The sequence below is a fragment of the Planococcus salinarum genome, assembly GCF_007004625.1.
Taxonomy (GTDB): domain Bacteria; phylum Bacillota; class Bacilli; order Bacillales_A; family Planococcaceae; genus Planococcus; species Planococcus salinarum.
Genome location: NZ_VIFV01000029.1, coordinates 1 through 18890, shown reverse-complemented (window position 1 = coordinate 18890; position 18890 = coordinate 1). Strand labels below are relative to the sequence as shown.

The following is an 18890-nucleotide window of genomic DNA, read 5'->3' as shown; positions in this document are numbered from 1 at the left end:
CACGTGTTTGGAATGGGATCAAAAGATTTAGGGATCGACTTAGGAACTGCTAACACATTGGTATTTATAAAAAATAAAGGGATTGTTCTCAGAGAACCATCCGTTGTGGCAAAAAATACGAATACCGGAGAAATCGTCGCTGTCGGAAACGACGCGCGCAACATGATCGGCCGTACGCCGGGCTCCATCGTGGCAATCCGCCCGATGCGCGATGGCGTCATCGCGGATTACGATACAACAACTGCAATGATTCAATATTATATGAAGGAAGCGATGAAAAAAGTCGGCGGATCGATGAAGAAGCCGAACGTCATGATCTGTGTTCCTTTCGGCATCACAAGTGTCGAACAGCGCGCAATCATCGATGCATCGCGCCAGGCCGGAGCGCGTGAAGCGTTCACGATCGAAGAGCCTTTTGCAGCAGCAATCGGCGCAAATCTTCCTGTCTGGGAACCAATGGGCAGCATGGTCGTCGATATTGGTGGAGGAACGACGGAAGTTGCGGTCATTTCACTTGGCGGCATCGTGACGAGCGAATCCATCCGTGTTGCCGGTGATGCGATGGACCAGGCAATCACGCAATACATCCGCAAAACGTACAACCTCACAATCGGTGAACGTACGGCAGAAGCCATCAAAATCGAAATCGGCGCTGCGCGTGTCACAACGCCGGAAGAAAAAGCCGTCAAAATGGACATCCGCGGCCGTGACCTGTTGACAGGCCTGCCGAAAACACTTGAAATCTCTGCGGAGGAAATCGCGGAAGCCTTGAAGGAATCCGTTCTTTCCATCATCGAAGGCGTCAAGAAAACGCTTGAAACGACTCCGCCGGAATTATCGGCTGACGTCATGGAACGCGGCATCGTTCTGACAGGCGGCGGCGCGCTCCTGAAAAATCTGGATAAAGTCATTTCGGATGAAACGCAAATGCCCGTCCTGATCGCTGAAAGCCCGCTCGACTGCGTGGCAATCGGTACAGGGAAAGCACTTGACAATATTGATCAAATCCGTCGCATGCAATCAACTAAATAAGGAGGATTGCTGCCATGTCTAGGTTCTTTTCGAACAAGCGGCTAATTCTGTTGATGCTCGGGGTAATTCTGCTCGTAGCATTAATTTCCTATACGTTACGGGATCGCGACAATGTATCCTTCCCAGAACAGGTCATCAAAGACACTGTCGGTGCCGGCCAATCGCTGTTTTCCGGTCCGGCGCATTTTGTTACAGGCATTTTCGACAACGTTGATTCACTCTTGAATACATATAAGGAAAATCAGCATTTAAAAGCCCGCCTTGATGAATTTGCGTCAGTGCAGGCAGAAGTGACCGACCTTCGTTCTGAGAATGAACAATTGAAGGAAATCGTCGGCAAAGAAGCCGATCTGCGGGATTACAACCCGATCCAGGCCACGGTCATTGCGCGAAACCCGGATCAATGGGAAGAAAAAGTTATTTTGAACAAAGGTGAATCAGACGGCGTCAAAGAAAACATGGCCGTTATGACGGCACAGGGATTGATCGGCAAAGTCACGCTGGTGACGAAGAGCCACTCCACCGTTGAATTGATTTCCACACAGAATCCGAATTACCGGGTTTCTGCCATGGTCATCGGCGGGGAAGAAGGCGTCTTTGGCCTGATCGAAGGTTACGACGCCAAACGCCGTGAACTGATGCTGAAACGCATCGACGCACAGATTGAACTGGAAGTCGGGCAACAGGTTGTCTCCAGCGGTCTCGGCGGCATTTTCCCGAAAGGCCTCGTTATCGGCGAAATCACCGAAATCACGATTGATGAATTCGGGCTGACGCAGCTTGCCTACGTGAAGCCTTCATCCGACTTTACGCTGTTGAACCACGTGATGATCGCCGACCGGGTGACACCGGAAGTGGAAGGGGAAGACAGTGAAGCGGCCCTGGAGGAAGAAGGATCATGATCCGTTTCATCCTCCCTCTGATCGCCCTCGTCCTGTTTTTCCTTGAACCCGTCTTTGGATTATTTTCCCCGTTGCAGCTTGACGGGGTTTATTATTATATTGTGCCCCGTTTTTTATTGATGTTCCTGATCTTTGTAACGGTCTATTATGACACCAGGCATGCGATGTACTATGGGTTGTTTTTCGGCCTCTTGTACGATGTCTTTTTCATTGATATTATTGGACTATATGCATTTTTGTATCCGATGATCTGCCTGATCACAGGCTATGTCGTGAAATCGGTGCACCGGAATCTACTTGTTGCCACCATTTTGACCCTGGTGCTGACGGCTCTGTTTGAATTTGTCCTGTATCTGTTTTTCTCCGTCATTTCGGTGATTTCGATGCCGGTGGATGTTTTCCTGACAACCCGTTTGCTGCCGACAATGATTGCGAATTCGTTGTTTCTGGTCATGCTCGGCTGGGTGTTTAAATCCCTGATCGTTGCCCGACTGCTGGAACGGGAAAACAGCAAAGCCTGATTGTTGGAAAAGCGGAAGTGCCTGCTCAGCTCTGAAAGGCATAAGACGGAACAGCGGCGCGGCGCTCTCTGCCGCATAGCTGGGCTGGCTTATGACCCGAAGAGCTAGGCACTGGAGTCTGGACAAAGAGAAAAGCGGAAATGCCTGCTCAGCTCTGACAGTTTAAGACCGAGGAGTTGGCCGTTGGAGTCCGGACAAGGTATCTTTTTACAAAACTACCACAAGCCAAAAGGTCTCGACCCGTATTTATAAATGAAAGCGCAGGTGACGCATTTTTGAAGAATCTTGTCTATATAAGAGGAACGAAAGAAGGACTTGTGCTGCAGCTCGAAGACCAGTGCGCCTATACGGACATGCTGAACGAACTGAAAGCCAAGGTTTCGGACTCTGCGCTTGATGGCAGCGCCGAAGTGCAGCTCCATCTGGGCTATCGCTATTGCACCGAAGCCCAATACAAGGAAATCGTCGCAACCATTCAGAACAACTCGCATCTGCGGGTGGCCAAAATGCGCAGCGACGTCATTTCCGTCGAAGAAAGCAACAAACGGATTCAGGAACGCCAATCCGAGACTTATGTCGGGATTGTACGTTCCGGCCAGATAGTGAAAGCTGAAGGGGACCTCGTCGTAGTCGGCGACGTCAACCCGAGCGGGCGCGTGGTGGCCGGCGGCAATATCTACGTGCTGGGCCGTCTGAAGGGCATCGCCCATGCCGGCGCGAACGGCAACCGCGAGGCGGTTATTGCCGCGTCGTGGCTGGAAGCGACCCATCTTATGATCGACGATTTAATTGAAACGATGACTGACGAATTGTCTGTACTGTCCGAACAGCCTGAAATGGAATGTGCGTATATACATAGCAACAGCCAGAACATCGTCATCGATCGTCTGCAGGAATTGCGGTTCATCCGGCCGCAAATTTCAACGTTTAAAGGAGGAAGCTAGTGTGGGAGAAGCAATCGTCATAACATCAGGCAAGGGAGGCGTCGGTAAAACGACGACAACCGCCAATCTCGGCACTGCATTGGCTCTTCAAGGGAAAAAAGTGTGCCTTATCGACACCGATATCGGCCTGCGCAATCTGGATGTCATCCTGGGGCTCGAAAACCGCATCATCTATGACCTTGTCGATGTATTGGAAGGCCGCTGCAAAGTTCACCAGGCTCTCGTCAAAGACAAGCGTTTTGAAGACATGCTGTACTTATTGCCGGCCGCCCAGACGACCGACAAAAATGCCATCAACCCGGAACAGATGAAGGAACTCGTGACGGAACTCAAAAAAGACTACGATTTCGTCATCATCGACTGTCCTGCCGGCATCGAGCAGGGCTATAAAAATGCCGTTGCCGGTGCTGACCGCGCCATCGTCGTCACCACGCCTGAAATTTCGGCCGTGCGCGACGCCGACCGCATCATCGGCCTGCTCGAGCTTGAAGAAAACATGGAACCGCCAAAACTCATCATCAACCGCATCCGCCAGCATCTTATGAAGGCAGGCGAAGCGCTTGATATCAATGAAATCACGACCCACCTGTCGATCGATCTCCTCGGCATCGTAGCCGATGACGAAAGCGTCATCTCCAGCTCGAACCGCGGCGAACCCGTCGTCATGAACCCGGCAAACCCCGCCGCCATGGGCTACCGCAACATTGCGCGCCGCCTGTTGGGCGAATCCGTGCCGCTCATGACCATGGACAAGCAAAACACAGGCATGTTTTCCAAGATCAAAGCGATCTTTGCCAAATAAAATAAATTCAACCCGAGACCCCCGCAGAAGATTGCGGGGGTTTTTTGTGGTTTAAAGGAAAATAAGGTTCCTATGAAAAATGTCATTTTTAGCGCAGCTGATATTTTGCTATATCGAGTGCTGAATACAAGTCGGGTGTGAAAACAAGAAAAGGGGTGCGGGTTGGACGGACAAATGTTGAAAGGAATGGTGTTGTTCGATCGGTTGCCGGTGAATCATCCGGCAAAAGACAAGGTGTTTGGCGAAGTGAAAAGATCTTTGGCGGGAGCAGCCGGTGAAAAGCGGACCGCCGAGTTGCTGGAGCGGGAACTGGATCTCACGGAGAAAGCGAAAATTTTTCGCGGCGTGTGGCTTCCTTATTTAGACGGCTTTGCGCAGGTCGATGTGCTGGTGATGCACACCAACTTTGTGTGCGCGCTCGAAGTGAAGAACATGGTGGGCGAGTTCCACTTCGATTCGATCAACTTTCAATTTCACCGGATTATCGACGGCCGGGTCGAAGGCATGCGCAATCCCGAATCGCAGCTTCACCGCGCGGTCAAAGCATCCGAGAAATTCTTTGGCTGCAAGGTCCACGGCACCATCGTGTTGTCCAGCCGCTCAGGAAGGGTCGCGGTTCCGCCAAAACTCTATCCGGTCATCGCGCTCGATTATCTGCCGTTTCATATCGAGAAAATGCCGGACCCGCGTTTATCGCTGGACGTTGAAGATCTTGTGGGCTTAGTGCGGCGCAGCCGCGGGCAATATAACGGTCCTGATCTTTTGAAGAAGCATAAGGTGGCGAGGGAAAGTTTGGAGGTGGGGGTTAGGTGTTTGGGGTGTGGGAAGCAAAAGATGGAATGGTCGAGACTTAGATGGCGCTGCAATAAATGCGAGAAAGTTTCTTCAAATGCTCATGAGTTCGCTTTGCAAGAGTATGCTGTATTATTTGGTGAGGAAATCACTACTGAATTCGCTTATACCTGGCTTGGGGTAAAAGATAAATATACATTGTATCGAATGCTGGAAAAATCAACCATTAAAATTAATAATCGTGGCAAACGGTTGATAATTGCGAGAAGGGAGCTATTAATTGAGTATTTTCAGAGAATTTATTCTTAGCCGCACCCCAAACGGTTTGACCCGCACCCCAAAGCATTCAAGCCGCACCCCAACAAGATCAAGCCGCACCCCAGAGCTTTTAACCCGCACCTAACGAATTAAATATGCATAATATTTCCAGTGAAAACACCCATTTAACCAGTTTTCAATTAAAATCACTATCTCCCGTAACCAGATCCCACCCGATTCAACAATATCTATTGACGCCACGTGCTCCCGCGTGATATTATTTTAATGTTATGTTTGTAGCGCACCGTGCTACAACCGCTCGAATCAGGTACACAAGAATTCGCATACCATGCGGATCGCCTGAATAGGCGAGTCTTAGTCTAAGAGGAGGTGCAAGGATATGTACGCAATTATTGAAACTGGTGGTAAACAAATCAAAGTTGAAGCGGGTCAGGAGATCTACGTTGAGAAATTGAACGGAGAAGCTGGTGACACGATCACATTTGACAAAGTTCTATTTGTAGGTGGAGATGACGCTAAAGTGGGTGTTCCTTTTGTTGAAGGAGCTACTGTAACTGCTAAAGTTGAAAAACACGGCAAACAGAAAAAAATCACTGTCTTCAAATACAAAGCCAAAAAGAACTACCGTAAAAAGCAGGGTCACCGTCAACCATATACAAAATTGACTATTGACGCGATCAAGCTGTAAGAATGATCCAGGTGAAAATTAAAGAGACGTCAGGACGCATTTCGTCTTTCGAGATGTCGGGCCATGCGGACTTTGCGGAACACGGGCAAGACCTGGTATGTGCCGGCGCATCAGCTGTTTCATTTGGAGCAGTGAACGCCATTATGGAACTTACCGGAATCGAACCTCAGATTTCACAATCTGAAAGCGGCTATTTACAAGTCGGTTTCCCGGATGACCTCGACGAGAAAACGGATGGACAGGTGCAACTCCTCGTTCGCGGCATGATTGTTTCATTAAAAACGATCGAACAAGACTATGGAGAATATATTAAAATAACCTTCACAGCTTAGGAGGTGGGACAGAATGTTAAGATTAGATCTTCAGTTTTTCGCATCCAAAAAAGGTGTAGGTTCAACGAGAAACGGACGTGACTCAGAATCTAAACGCCTTGGCGCTAAACGTGCAGACGGCCAAGAAGTTACTGGTGGCTCGATTTTATACCGTCAACGCGGTACTAAAGTTTATCCAGGAGAAAACGTTGGACGTGGCGGAGACGATACACTTTTCTCTAAAATCGACGGCGTTGTGCGCTTTGAGCGTTACGGCCGCGACAAGAAAAAAGTGAGCGTATACCCGGTAGCACAGGAAGCTTAATAATACGAAAAGGGCTGCTGTTGCAGCCCTTTTTCTTTTTCAGGAATTCCATGCGCAAACTTGGTATACTGAAAAAAGAAGATAGTATAGGAAGTGTATGCAATGGAGAAACCGGTTACGGTGGCACAAGCGCTTCGGCATGCGCGCCACGATTTCTTGAATGAGCTTCAATTGATTGGGATGAAACTTGATCTTGGTCGTGGGCAGGAAGTGCAATCGATTATTCGATCGCATGCCGAAGCGGCTGTGCAGCTGAACAGGCTGTCAGCCCTGCAGATGCCAGCGACCGAAAACTGGCTGCTGACGGCAGAATGGCGTTTTCCGGAATTCCGTTTCCATTTGGAATGCTCTGCACAACATGGCACGGACACAAAAGATGCAGCATTTGCGCACTGGCTCGAACGTTTTTTCAACAACCTCGAGCCGCAAATGGACGATGCGGCAGCAAACAATTGCCGTACGGAATTGGCGGTACAGCAATCCGCATTTGAAATCAGGTTGGAATTGGACGGACACCGGCAGGACATTGAATTGCCGGAGGTTCCGGGTTTACTGGCATGGAAAGAGCTTGCAGCGGACAGCACGAAAATCGTTGTCAGCGCAAAGATGGAGGGATAATATGTTTGTCGATCACGTAAAAGTTTATGTTAGAGGTGGCGACGGCGGGGATGGCATGGTAGCATTCCGCCGCGAGAAATATGTACCGAACGGCGGACCAGCCGGCGGTGACGGGGGTAAAGGCGGGAATATCGTCTTTATCGTACAGGAAGGTTTGCGTACGCTGATGGATTTCCGTTACAAACGGATTTTTAAAGCCGAACGCGGAACACATGGCATGAGCGCCAACAAACACGGGGCGAAGGCGGAAGATTATATCATCGAAGTTCCACCGGGCACTGTGGTAAAAGATGCTGATACCGGCGAAACGATTGCGGATTTGGTCGAACACGGACAGACTGCGGTCATCGCCAAAGGCGGACGCGGCGGACGCGGCAACTCGCGTTTCGCAACGCCTGCCAACCCGGCGCCTGAGCTTTCAGAAAAAGGCGAGCCAGGTTTTGAGCGCAATGTCATTCTTGAATTGAAAGTTCTTGCGGATGCAGGGCTTGTCGGATTCCCGAGCGTTGGGAAATCCACTCTCCTGTCGGTTGTTTCGGCTGCAAAACCGAAAATCGCCGAATATCATTTCACGACGATCGTGCCGAACCTTGGCATGGTTGAAACCGAAGATCAGCGCAGTTTCGCAATGGCGGATTTGCCTGGTTTAATCGAGGGCGCGCACGAAGGAATCGGCCTTGGCCATCAGTTCCTGCGCCATATCGAACGGACACGCGTCATCATCCATGTCATCGATATGTCCGGCATGGAAGGCCGCGATCCATATGAGGATTATGTAACCATCAATGAAGAACTGAAACAATACAATATGCGTTTGACGGAACGTCCGCAGCTGATTGTTGCAAACAAAATGGATATGCCGGATTCGGAAGAAAACCTTGAAGCATTCCGCAAGAAATTGCCGGAAGATACTAAGATATTCCCGATTTCGGCAATCAGCCGCATGGGCCTGAACAATCTGTTGTTCGCGATTGCCGACCTTCTGGAAGTCACGTCGGAATTCCCGATGATCGAAGAAACGGATGAATCGGAAAGTGCGGTTCTTTACAAGTACGAGTCGGACAGCGACGGATTCTCGATTTCTCGTGACCCGGATGGCGCATATGTCATCAGTGGTTATGCTGTCGAGCGTATGTTCAAAATGACTGATTTCTCGCATGAAGACTCGATCCGCCGTTTCGCGCGCCAAATGCGCGGCATGGGAATCGACGATGCATTGCGTGCAAAAGGTGCAGAAGACGGCGACACTGTGCGCCTGCTTGAATTTGAATTCGAATTTACTGAGTAAGTCTGGAGGGAATAGGGATGAAGGATATTTCAGAACAGCGGTATTATCTGGTGCGCGAGGACGTGCTGACCGAAGCGATGCAAAAAACGCTCGAAGTCAAAAAAATGCTGCAGCGTGACAAAATTTCAATTTTGGACGCTGTGGAAAAGACGGGTTTGTCCCGTTCTGCGTTCTATAAATACCGGGACGCTGTTTTTCCTTTCCATTCCATCGTCAAAGAACGGATTCTGACGGTGTTCCTGCAATTGGAGGACCGGACGGGTACGCTCGCCACATTGCTCCAGACGGTTGCCGACGCGGGATGCAATATTTTGACGATCCATCAGACGATTCCCATCCAGGGGCGGGCAAATGTTACGCTGTCCCTTGATGTGACGGCGATGGAGCAAGAATTGGATATGTTTTTGCAGCAATTGAAAAAGCTCGATTTTGTCGAGTCGGCTGATGTGGTTTCAAGCGGTTCATTATAATATAGGAGGGGTTTGATGGCAGAGCAAGGGACGAAAAAACGAATTTCCTTTTTGGGGCCGGACGCATCGTTCACCCATCTGGCAGCGTCCAAGGCGTTTCCTGACGGGGACATGATCGCTTACACCACAATTCCGGAATGCATTGAAGCGGTTGCGGAAGATCGAGTCGATTACGCGGTTGTCCCGTTGGAAAATGCGCTGGAAGGCTCGGTTCCGCTGACGATCGATTATTTGTTCCATGAAGTGCAGCTCTATGTGACGGCCGAAGTGCTGTCGCCGATTGAGCAGCATTTGATGGTTCACCCCGATAATGCGGATTCGGACAGCTACGAAGCGATTTATTCCCATCCGCACGCTTTGGCTCAATGCCATAAATTCCTTTACTACACGTACAAAAGCACACCGCTTGAGCAATACAGCTCGACGTCGGCTGCGGCCAAAATGGTCAGCGAACTGCCGGAACGCAATATCGCTGCGATTGGCAATGAATTCTCAGCCCGCAAATACGGGTTGACCATTGTCCACCGGGAAATCCACGATTTCCATTTCAACCATACACGGTTTTTCGTGCTGTCGAAAACGAACCATCAATTGCGCAACCCTGACCATAACAAGCAGGTGAAAACGACATTGATGATTTCACCGCCGAAAGACGACCGTTCCGGCGTTTTGCATCAGGTCTTGTCGGTCTTTGCCTGGCGCCAGCTCAACTTGAGCAAGATCGAGTCGCGGCCGCTGAAAACCGGTCTCGGGAATTATTTCTTCATCGCAGACATTCTGGATGACGAGTTGTCCCCGATGATGCAGGGAGCCTTCATGGAACTTGCAGCGCTCGGCTGCACGGTGAAGACGATGGGCTCGTATTATACGTACGAATAAAACAGAAAAGCTCCACAGCCAAATGGCTGTGGAGCTTTTTTTGCGTTTGGAAGAACTTTGAAATGAAAAGCCTTCGCGGATGCGAAGGCTCCCTTAAAAGACTGGATGTTTTTCGCGATGCGAAAAACATCCGTTTTGGGATTGGACTTAAATGAAAATTTGGCGGAAAACCACTTGCCGATCATAAAACCGGATATGCCGATCATAAAAGCTAGTATGGCGATCATAAAAGTCAAAATGGCGATCATAAAAGTTCCAATCTTCCAAGTTGGCCTTAGTTTATACTACTCTAAATCTGATATCCTCCTATAAATGAAGAAAACCCATGAATCCTCCAGGGATTCACAGGCAAAACAACAGATTTTATTCACTTTCCTCCAGCAAATACCCTGCCTTGCGCATATCGTTCATCGCCTGTTCCAGGATCGCGACATTCGGGGCGGTGATAGTGTGCAGGTGGAGTCCGCCTGTGAGTTCCAGCAGGTAGCTCGCACCGGTTTCCCGGATGCGCTGCATGAACAGGTCCACTTCGCGGCGTGACGACACGTGGATGCCGGCTGTCAGTTCACCGTAGACCGGATGCTCGATCGTCACATCCTTGACGGTGGCGCCGGCGTCGACGAGCAGGTACAATTCGCTTTGCGTATCTTCGGGCTTGTGGAAACACGCCAGCACGCGGTACAGGTCATCGTCGCCGGTTTCGCGCATGAATAGGTAGCCCTGGCTGGTGGCGATGATCGGTTCGCCTTTCGCTTTCAGCAATGTCATGTCCCCGACGATAACCTGGCGCGACACGCCGGCAACCGTGGCCAGTTCGCCGCCTTTCAATGGCTCAGCCGTTTCCTTGAGTTTGTCCAGCAGCATTTGCCGCCGCTCTTCTCCGAGTATTTTCTTCATATCGATCCCTCGCTTCGTTTCATCCTGATTCCATTTTAACATGGGGCAAATGCCAACGGGTTTATTTCGTCTAAACACGCCGGATATGCTATAATCATAGAGTTGAATTGAAGGGGAGAAATGATATGTACGATTACATAAAAGGGCGGGTTACGCGAGTGACGCCCGAATATTTGGTGATAGAACAGCAGGGGATCGGCTGGCAGATTTTTGCGCCGAATCCGTATTCGTTCGGAACGGAAGAGCTGCAGGTATTTCTGCACCATCACGTGCGCGAAGACGCCATGCTGCTGTTCGGCTTTCCGTCCTTGGAGCAGCGCGAACTGTTCCGCAAGCTGATTTCCGTGTCCGGTATCGGGCCGAAGGGGGCGCTCGCGATTTTAGCGAGCGGCCAGCCGCAGCACGTCATCGAGGCGATTGAACGGGAAGATGAGTCGTATCTCGTCAAATTCCCGGGCGTCGGCAAAAAGACGGCGCGCCAGATGATTCTGGATCTGAAAGGCAAGCTCGCGGAATTCTTCGGCGATCCGTTTGCGGACCACGAAGAAACAGGCTTGCTGTCGGCGGACGACAATGAGCTTGAGGAAGCCATGCTTGCGCTTGGAGCGCTCGGCTATTCTGAACGCGAAATCAATAAAGTCAAACCAAAGCTCAAGGATCTGGACCTGAACACGGAAGCTTATATGAAGAAGGCTTTGCAGCTATTGCTGAAGCAGAATTGATATTTTAATCAATAAATTAAGTTTATATATCGCTTCGGCGCTATGGACACGCCTCCCGCAATAAGCCGAGAAGAACATTCGTCTTATTGCTCCGGCCAGTCCGGAGCCGCGCCGGCGCTAAAGAGGTAGCTTTGGTTAAGTGAGAAATTTAGAGATATGCAGCAAAACAGCGAAGACGCCCAGGGGGCCAAGCGAAGTGCTGAGATCCACTCGGGCGAAGTGAAACGAGCCCGAGTTAGCTCAGCGCAAGCCCCCAGGCAAGCGAGCTGTTTTGCGGAATATCGTCTATAAAGGATTAATTTTAAATAAAAAAAGGAGGTGCAGACCATGGAAGAACGGGTGATAGGAAGCGAGATTTCCGAGTTTGATGAGCGTTTTGAGCAGTCGTTGCGTCCGCAATATCTGTCCCAGTACATCGGGCAGCAGAAAGTGAAGCATAATCTTGAAATATTCATCGAAGCAGCGAAAATGCGCGAGGAAAGCCTGGACCATGTGCTGCTCCACGGACCTCCGGGACTCGGGAAAACGACCCTGGCATCTGTCATCGCCAACGAAATGGAAGTTGGCGTTAAAATGACAAGCGGCCCGGCAATCGAACGCCCGGGGGATCTGGCGGCGATCGTTTCTTCGCTGGAACCCGGCGACGTCCTGTTTATCGACGAGATCCACCGGTTGAACCGGTCGATCGAAGAAGTGCTGTATCCGGCGATGGAAGATTTTTGCCTGGACATCGTGGTCGGCAAGGGACCGACGGCGCGTTCGGTGCGGCTGGACCTGCCGCCGTTCACCCTGATCGGTGCCACGACCCGCGCAGGCGCCTTGTCTGCGCCGCTGCGGGACCGTTTCGGCGTGCTCGCAAGGCTCGATTATTATGACACCGAAGCACTGACGGAAATCGTCGTGCGCAGCTCGAAACTGTTTGAAGCGGACATCCATCCGGATGCCGCCGTTGAAATCGCCCGCCGTTCCCGCGGCACCCCGCGTATCGCGAACCGTTTGCTGAAACGGGTGCGCGATTATGCAATGGTGCGCGGCACCGGTTCGATCACAATGGATATGGCAGACCAGGCACTGGAAATGCTGCAGGTAGATCCGCTTGGCCTTGACCATATCGACCACAAATTGATTACGGGGATGATTTCCCGTTTCCGGGGCGGCCCCGTCGGACTTGATACGATTGCGGCAAGCATCGGGGAAGAGTCGACAACGATCGAAGACGTCTACGAACCATACCTGCTCCAGATCGGCTTTATCCAACGGACGCCGAGAGGGCGGACCGTGACAGCCACAGCCTACGAACACTTTAAATTGGAGATGCCTGAATGACAAAAACTACACAACCAACCAATCTAATGAATGTAAACGATTTTGATTTTGTATTGCCGGAAGAATTGATCGCGCAGACGCCGCTGCTGGACCGCACGTCCAGCCGGCTGCTTGTGATGGACCGTGACACCGGCCAGACCAGCCATAAACATTTCCGCGACATCATCGATTACCTGCACGAAGGCGACACGCTCGTGCTGAACGATACACGGGTCCTTCCCGCGCGCCTGATGGGCGTCAAGGAAGATACGGGTGCGAATATCGAAGTGCTGCTGCTGAAAAGCATCGACGGCGATGTCTGGGAAACGCTGGTTAAACCCGCGAAAAAAGTGAAAGTCGGCACGGTCGTCAGTTTTGGGGAAGGCTTGCTGCGTGCAGAGTGCACCGGCATCCTGGACCACGGCGGCCGCCATTTCAAGATGATCTATGACGGAATTTTTTATGAAATTCTCGATCAGCTCGGCGAAATGCCGTTGCCTCCTTATATCCGGGAGAAACTCGAAGACCAGGACCGCTACCAGACCGTGTTCGCAAAAGAACGCGGCAGCGCGGCGGCTCCGACCGCCGGCCTTCATTTCACCGACGAGTTATTGAAGAAAATCGAAGAAAAGGGCGTCAATATCGCCTTTATTACCCTGCATGTGGGCCTTGGCACGTTCCGTCCGGTATCGGTCGAATCGATCGAAGACCACGAAATGCATGCGGAATTCTACCGCATCACCAAAGAAACGGCAGAACTCATCAATAATACGAAAGCTCAGGGCGGCCGCGTCATTTCGGTCGGCACCACGTCCACCCGGACACTCGAATCCGTTGCCAATAAATTCGGCGGCGAGCTGCAGGAAGACAGCGGCTGGACGGATATTTTCATATACCCGGGCTACCAGTTCAAAGCGATTGACGGCCTCATCACGAATTTCCATCTGCCGAAGTCGACCCTGGTCATGCTGGTCAGTGCCCTGTCGAACCGGGACCACATTTTGAACGCATACAACGAAGCAGTAAATGAACGCTACCGCTTCTTCAGTTTTGGAGACGCAATGTTCATTGAACCACAGAAAAAGGAGACTCATCATGACTGAAGCAGTCCGATACGAACACATCAAAACATGCAAACAGACCGGCGCGCGCCTGGGCATCGTCCATACGCCGCACGGCTCATTCGATACACCGGCCTTTATGCCGGTCGGCACGCAGGCGACCGTGAAAACGATGTCGCCGGAAGAATTGAAAGCGATGAACGCCGGCATTATTCTCAGCAATACGTACCACCTGTGGCTGCGTCCCGGCAATGACGTCATCAAAGAAGCGGGCGGCCTTCACAAATTCATGAACTGGGACCGTCCGATTCTGACGGATTCCGGCGGCTTCCAGGTATTTTCTTTGAGTGAATTCCGCAACATCAAAGAAGAAGGCGTCCATTTCCGCAACCACATGAACGGCGACAAATTATTCCTGAGCCCGGAAAAGGCGATGGAAATCCAGAACGATCTGGGTTCAGACATCATGATGGCGTTTGATGAATGCCCGCCGTTTCCGGCAACCCATGAATACATGAAATCGAGTGTCGATCGGACATCGCGCTGGGCGGAACGCTGCCTCGAGGCGCATGCCCGTCCACAGGATCAGGGCTTGTTCGGCATCATCCAGGGCGGCGAATTTGAAGACCTGCGCAAACAAAGTGCGCGGGATCTTGTGTCGCTCGATTTCCCGGGCTACGCAATCGGCGGACTGTCTGTCGGCGAACCGAAAGATGTCATGAACCGCGCGCTCGAATTCACGACTCCGTTGATGCCGGCCGATAAACCTCGTTACCTGATGGGCGTCGGGTCACCCGATTCTCTGATTGACGGCTCGATCCGCGGCATCGACATGTTCGACTGTGTGCTGCCGACGCGCATTGCGCGCAACGGCACGTTAATGACCAGCACGGGCCGCTTGAACATCAAAAATGCAGCATTCAAGCGTGATTTCAATCCGATTGACGAAAAATGTGATTGCTACACCTGCAAAAATTACACGCGGGCGTATGTGCATCACCTGATCCGTGCAGATGAAACGTTCGGAATTCGACTTACCAGTTATCATAATCTTCAATTTCTGTTAAACTTAATGGAACAGGTGCGCCAAGCGATTCGTGAGGACCGCCTGGGAGATTTCCGCGAAGAATTTTTTGAGGCATATGGCTTCAATAAACCAAACGCCAAGAATTTCTAAAGACACAGATAGATAGTGAAAGGGGGAATATGAATAATGGAAACTTTAATCGCGTTATCACCTTTACTTCTAATGTTCGTTTTGATGTGGTTCTTTATCATCCGTCCAGCGCAAAAACGCCAGAAGACAACTGCCAACATGCAGTCTGAATTGAGACGTGGGGATCGCATCGTAACGATCGGGGGACTTCACGGCACGGTTGACGCTGTGGATGATGCTACAATCTATATCACGGTTGCAGACGGTACTCGTATGCAATTCGAACGCCAGGCTATCGCCCGCGTTGTGGACCAGGCAAAAACAACAGTCTAAGAAATCTTCGCCTTCGAACTGAAGGCGATTTTTTTTAGAGATTATTCACAAATTGTTCAAACAAATAAATTATTTAAGTTGGAATACTAATCTATAACAATCGATATTCCGCAAAACAGCTTGCTTGCCTGGGGGCTTGCGCTGAGCTAACTCGGGCTCGTTCCACTTCGCCCGAGTGGATCTCAGCACTTCGCTTGGCCCCCTGGGCGTCTTCGCTGTTTTGCTCCATATCTCTAGAGATATCTCTAGCGCCAAAGCGGGTTACAAATATTAATTCTTTCATTCAACTTATATAAAATTAAAGAGGGAATAAAATGACGAAATACACCGAGCAATATGACGTCGTATTGCCATTTTTGAAGAGTAAATGTGAAGAGTTCAGTTATTTCGATTACGACACATTTACAACTGAAGATATTTGGCAATTTTTGATCAAGAAAAAGTGGCGCAAAAAGGACATCGGCGATATGTCGTTGCACGAAATGGTCAATGAAATAATGGAAATGCGGGCTTCGGAATTTGTAGCTTATCATCAAATTGAAGGTTTTAAAGGGGATAATTGGTTTTCAGCCGGTAATTCCGATGACCTGGAACAATTGCTGCGTCCCACCCAGAAAAAGACAAAATGAGTTTGACACGCCCATGAGCGTGTTTCATAATGAAGTTGCTGCGTTTTAGATAATGAGGAGGAACCATACATATGAAAGCAAGAGGTCGTATAATAGCCTTTTTCTTACTGGTCATTGTACTGTTAGGAATGATTGGCACCACAAGCTTACCTATCGCGAAAGACATCAAATTGGGCCTGGATCTTCAGGGCGGTTTTGAAGTTCTCTATGAAGTCAGTTCATTGGAAGACGGCCCGGAAATCGACAATGAGATCCTGTCGGACACGACAGATGCATTGATGAACCGGATCAATGTGCTCGGCGTCAGTGAGCCGGTCATCCAGATTGAAGGGGAAGACCGGATCCGTGTCCAGCTGGCGGGTGTCGAAGACCAGTCGCAGGCACGTGAATTACTGTCAACGGAAGCGAATCTGACTTTCCGTGACGCAGATGATAATGTCCTGCTCGACGGTTCCGATCTTGTGGAAGGCGGAGCCAGTGGTACGTTTGATGAAAATGGCCGGCCAATAGTGTCGCTGGAATTGAAAGATCCAGGTCTGTTCGCTGAAATTACCGGTGAAATCGCTCAGCGCCCTGATAATGTTTTGGTCATCTGGCTGGACTTTGAGGAAGGCGTCGATTCCTACGAGGAAGAACGCATGGAGCCTGATCCGAAATTCGTTTCTGCGCCGACTGTGCGCGAACGCATTAATTCACCGAGCGTTCAGATTACTGGAACGTTCACTGTAGAAGAAACCCAGAATTTTGCAGGCATCCTCAATGCCGGTGCACTGCCGGTTGAACTGGAAGAAATCTACTCGACATCTGTCGGAGCCCAGTTCGGGGAAGAAGCGTTGGATAAAACGAGCTTTGCCGCTGCCATCGGTATCGGGCTTGTCTTATTGTTCATGCTGGTCTTCTACCGATTCCCGGGGGTTATCGCATTCATCACCCTATCGGTATATGTCTATCTGATCCTCTTGATCTTTGTGTGGATCGGCGGCGTTCTGACGCTGCCGGGTATCGCAGCGATCATGCTCGGTGTCGGTATGGCAGTTGATGCCAATATCATCACATACGAGCGGATCCGGGAAGAAATGCGGACAGGAAAATCCGTTAAGGATTCATTCCGCATCGGCGCACGTTCATCGTTCTCGGCCATTATTGATGCCAACGTAACGACGCTGCTTGCGGCAGCTGTCCTGTTCTATTTCGGTACCAGCTCGGTTAAGGGTTTTGCGACGCTATTGATTATCTCAATCCTGTCCAGCTTCATTACTGCAGTCTGGGGCTCGCGTTTATTGCTTGGGCTTTGGGTCCACAGCGGATTCCTCGACAGCAGGTTCGGCTGGTTCGGTTTGAAATCCGATAAGATCCATAAACCATCAGAAGAAAAAGAAATCACCGATTTGACGACACCTTTTGACCGGTATGATTTTGCCGGCAACCGCAATAAATTCTTTGCCGCGTCACTGGCATTGATTGCAGCGGGTGCGATTGTGCTGGGCATCTTCCAGTTGAATCTGGGGATTGATTTCTCCGGCGGTACGCGGGTGGAAGTAACTTCGGATTCGGCGCTTACGCAGGCGGAAGTGGAGGAGTTCCTTGAACAAGCCGGTTATCCATCCGATGACGTGGTTATATCGGGAGACCAATCCGATATCGGTGTGGCGCGTTACACGGAGGATTTCTCACAGGACCAAATTGATGAATTGGCACAGGCGGCAATGGATGAATACGGCCAGAGACCAAACGTCTCCACGGTTTCGAATCAGGTTTCCGTAGAGCTTGCCCAAAATGCGCTGTATGCTTTGGGGATTGCCGCTCTTGGCATCATCATCTATGTGGCGTTCCGTTTTGAGTGGCGCATGGGTGTTGCCTCCATCGCTGCGTTGATTCACGATACGTTCTTTATCATCGCAGTGTTCAGCCTCTTGCGTTTGGAAGTGGATATCACGTTCATCGCGGCGGTGCTGACCATCGTCGGTTATTCAATCAACGACACGATCGTTACGTTTGACCGGATCCGTGAGAATATGAAGCGGATGAAGAAAATCGAGACAGTCGAACAATTGGAGAACGTCGTCAACGTTTCCTTGCGCCAGACGCTCGTCCGTTCCGTCAATACCGTGATGACCGTGGTGCTGGTGGTGCTGTCGCTGCTGATTTTCGGCGCACCGTCGATCACCAACTTCTCGATCGCTCTATTGATCGGATTGATCGCAGGAACGTATTCTTCCATCTTCATCGCAGCCCAATTGTGGCTGGTGTTGAAGAAAAAAGAATTGAATAAAAAAGGGCCGATCGACATCGAGAAAAAAGAGCAGGAGTCCAAATGGGGTTCTGACGAGCCGGTCGTTTAAAGGTTTATAATGGAAATGGAACAGGGTATAGTTAAAATGACCTTGTTCCATTTTTATATTTCATGAAAGGAGATGTTCAGTTTTGAAAACACAATGGCTATTATTGGTTGGACTTGTCTTTGCCATCATCATCGCTGTTTTTTCCGTCGTCAATGTCGACGCTGTTCCAGTCAATTACGTATTCGGGGAAACCGAATTTCCGCTGATTCTGGTCATCCTGGCTTCCGCGCTTCTTGGCGCACTGATGAGCGGCGTGGTCGCCCTAGCACGCGGCTATAGACTGCAGCACAAAGTGAAATCACTGCAGAAAGAAATGGCTGTGAAAGAATCGCTGATTGCGACACAGCAGAACGAACTCGCAGAGTACCAGAAATCCGGTGTTGTGCCGGATGCACAGGTTGTTACGCGAAAAGACAAAAAACGTGCACAGGCGGAAACGTCCGACGAAAAACCGCGGGATACCCTGTAAATCGAGTAGGAGGGAGCGATTAACTCCCGACCTCTCACACCACCGTACGTACCGTTCGGTATACGGCGGTTCAATTAAGATGCATAACGCAAAGTTTCATAACGTGCTACCAGACTTTTGAGCCC

The 18890-nt window shown here is 50.4% G+C and carries 22 protein-coding genes and 1 other annotated feature; of the genes, 21 read left to right on the top strand and 1 reads right to left on the bottom strand.

The window, feature by feature from the left end; genetic code table 11:
- Positions 1 to 3: 3 nt before the first annotated feature.
- The 13 genes from DIJ65_RS13595 (at position 4) to pheA (ending at position 9851) form a co-directional block, all read left to right on the top strand.
- A complete protein-coding gene (locus DIJ65_RS13595; RefSeq protein ID WP_117303086.1) occupies positions 4 to 1032 on the top strand; it encodes a rod shape-determining protein in 1029 nt (342 codons plus the stop codon).
- A 14-nt stretch (positions 1033 to 1046) separates the two neighbouring features.
- Positions 1047 to 1934 (top strand): rod shape-determining protein MreC, encoded by an 888-nt coding sequence (mreC, locus tag DIJ65_RS13590; protein ID WP_117303088.1) that lies wholly within the window; start codon positions 1047 to 1049, stop codon positions 1932 to 1934.
- Positions 1931 to 2455: a rod shape-determining protein MreD gene (gene mreD, locus DIJ65_RS13585; protein WP_117303090.1), complete on the top strand. Its 525-nt coding sequence runs from the start codon at positions 1931 to 1933 to the stop codon at positions 2453 to 2455. Before mreC ends, mreD begins: the two co-directional genes overlap by 4 nt.
- A 275-nt stretch (positions 2456 to 2730) precedes the next feature.
- Complete coding sequence (gene minC / locus DIJ65_RS13580) at positions 2731 to 3399, top strand: septum site-determining protein MinC (protein WP_230321435.1); 669 nt, start codon at positions 2731 to 2733, stop codon at positions 3397 to 3399.
- Position 3400: 1 nt separating this feature from the next.
- Positions 3401 to 4201: a septum site-determining protein MinD gene (gene minD, locus DIJ65_RS13575; protein WP_117303092.1), complete on the top strand. Its 801-nt coding sequence runs from the start codon at positions 3401 to 3403 to the stop codon at positions 4199 to 4201.
- 162 nt (positions 4202 to 4363) lie between these two features.
- Positions 4364 to 5302, top strand: coding sequence for a nuclease-related domain-containing protein (locus tag DIJ65_RS13570; RefSeq protein ID WP_117303094.1), 939 nt, complete (start codon positions 4364 to 4366; stop codon positions 5300 to 5302).
- A 252-nt stretch (positions 5303 to 5554) separates the two neighbouring features.
- Positions 5555 to 5637: a sequence feature (ribosomal protein L21 leader region), on the top strand.
- Positions 5638 to 5651: 14 nt separating this feature from the next.
- Positions 5652 to 5960 (top strand): 50S ribosomal protein L21, encoded by a 309-nt coding sequence (gene rplU, locus DIJ65_RS13565; protein WP_117303096.1) that lies wholly within the window; start codon positions 5652 to 5654, stop codon positions 5958 to 5960.
- Positions 5961 to 5962: 2 nt separating this feature from the next.
- Positions 5963 to 6292: a ribosomal-processing cysteine protease Prp gene (locus DIJ65_RS13560; RefSeq protein WP_117303098.1), complete on the top strand. Its 330-nt coding sequence runs from the start codon at positions 5963 to 5965 to the stop codon at positions 6290 to 6292.
- A 13-nt stretch (positions 6293 to 6305) separates the two neighbouring features.
- Positions 6306 to 6596, top strand: a complete 291-nt coding sequence (gene rpmA, locus DIJ65_RS13555; protein ID WP_117303100.1) for a 50S ribosomal protein L27 — start codon at positions 6306 to 6308, stop codon at positions 6594 to 6596.
- Between the two features lie 102 nt (positions 6597 to 6698).
- On the top strand, positions 6699 to 7214 hold the full coding sequence (locus DIJ65_RS13550; RefSeq protein ID WP_117303102.1) for a Spo0B domain-containing protein: 516 nt from the start codon (positions 6699 to 6701) through the stop codon (positions 7212 to 7214).
- 1 nt (position 7215) lies between these two features.
- A complete protein-coding gene (gene obgE / locus DIJ65_RS13545) occupies positions 7216 to 8502 on the top strand; it encodes a GTPase ObgE (RefSeq protein ID WP_117303103.1) in 1287 nt (428 codons plus the stop codon).
- A gap of 17 nt (positions 8503 to 8519) precedes the next feature.
- A complete protein-coding gene (locus DIJ65_RS13540; RefSeq protein WP_117303105.1) occupies positions 8520 to 8972 on the top strand; it encodes an ACT domain-containing protein in 453 nt (150 codons plus the stop codon).
- Between the two features lie 15 nt (positions 8973 to 8987).
- Complete coding sequence (gene pheA / locus DIJ65_RS13535; protein ID WP_117303107.1) at positions 8988 to 9851, top strand: prephenate dehydratase; 864 nt, start codon at positions 8988 to 8990, stop codon at positions 9849 to 9851.
- Between the two features lie 363 nt (positions 9852 to 10214).
- Here pheA and DIJ65_RS13530 read toward each other — a convergent pair whose 3' ends face one another.
- The gene (locus tag DIJ65_RS13530; protein ID WP_117303110.1) at positions 10215 to 10748 is read right to left on the bottom strand and encodes a transcription repressor NadR; all 534 of its coding nucleotides are present in this window, start codon (positions 10746 to 10748) and stop codon (positions 10215 to 10217) included.
- Positions 10749 to 10873: 125 nt separating this feature from the next.
- Between DIJ65_RS13530 and ruvA the strand changes: the two genes are divergently transcribed.
- The 8 genes from ruvA to DIJ65_RS13490 all read left to right on the top strand — a co-directional run bounded on the left by ruvA (position 10874) and on the right by DIJ65_RS13490 (position 18765).
- Positions 10874 to 11470: a Holliday junction branch migration protein RuvA gene (gene ruvA / locus DIJ65_RS13525; RefSeq protein ID WP_117303112.1), complete on the top strand. Its 597-nt coding sequence runs from the start codon at positions 10874 to 10876 to the stop codon at positions 11468 to 11470.
- Positions 11471 to 11797: 327 nt separating this feature from the next.
- Positions 11798 to 12796 (top strand): Holliday junction branch migration DNA helicase RuvB, encoded by a 999-nt coding sequence (gene ruvB / locus DIJ65_RS13520; RefSeq protein ID WP_117303114.1) that lies wholly within the window; start codon positions 11798 to 11800, stop codon positions 12794 to 12796.
- 26 nt (positions 12797 to 12822) lie between these two features.
- Positions 12823 to 13878, top strand: a complete 1056-nt coding sequence (gene queA / locus DIJ65_RS13515; protein ID WP_117303124.1) for a tRNA preQ1(34) S-adenosylmethionine ribosyltransferase-isomerase QueA — start codon at positions 12823 to 12825, stop codon at positions 13876 to 13878.
- Complete coding sequence (tgt, locus tag DIJ65_RS13510) at positions 13871 to 15013, top strand: tRNA guanosine(34) transglycosylase Tgt (RefSeq protein ID WP_117303116.1); 1143 nt, start codon at positions 13871 to 13873, stop codon at positions 15011 to 15013. Before queA ends, tgt begins: the two co-directional genes overlap by 8 nt.
- Before the next feature lie 36 nt (positions 15014 to 15049).
- Entirely contained in the window at positions 15050 to 15325 is a 276-nt protein-coding gene (yajC, locus tag DIJ65_RS13505; protein ID WP_071151883.1) for a preprotein translocase subunit YajC, read from the top strand.
- Positions 15326 to 15639: 314 nt separating this feature from the next.
- Entirely contained in the window at positions 15640 to 15954 is a 315-nt protein-coding gene (locus DIJ65_RS13500; protein WP_071151884.1) for a post-transcriptional regulator, read from the top strand.
- A 71-nt stretch (positions 15955 to 16025) separates the two neighbouring features.
- Positions 16026 to 18296, top strand: coding sequence for a protein translocase subunit SecDF (gene secDF / locus DIJ65_RS13495; RefSeq protein WP_117303118.1), 2271 nt, complete (start codon positions 16026 to 16028; stop codon positions 18294 to 18296).
- Between the two features lie 82 nt (positions 18297 to 18378).
- The gene (locus DIJ65_RS13490) at positions 18379 to 18765 is read left to right on the top strand and encodes a LapA family protein (protein ID WP_071151885.1); all 387 of its coding nucleotides are present in this window, start codon (positions 18379 to 18381) and stop codon (positions 18763 to 18765) included.
- Positions 18766 to 18890: the final 125 nt, after the last annotated feature.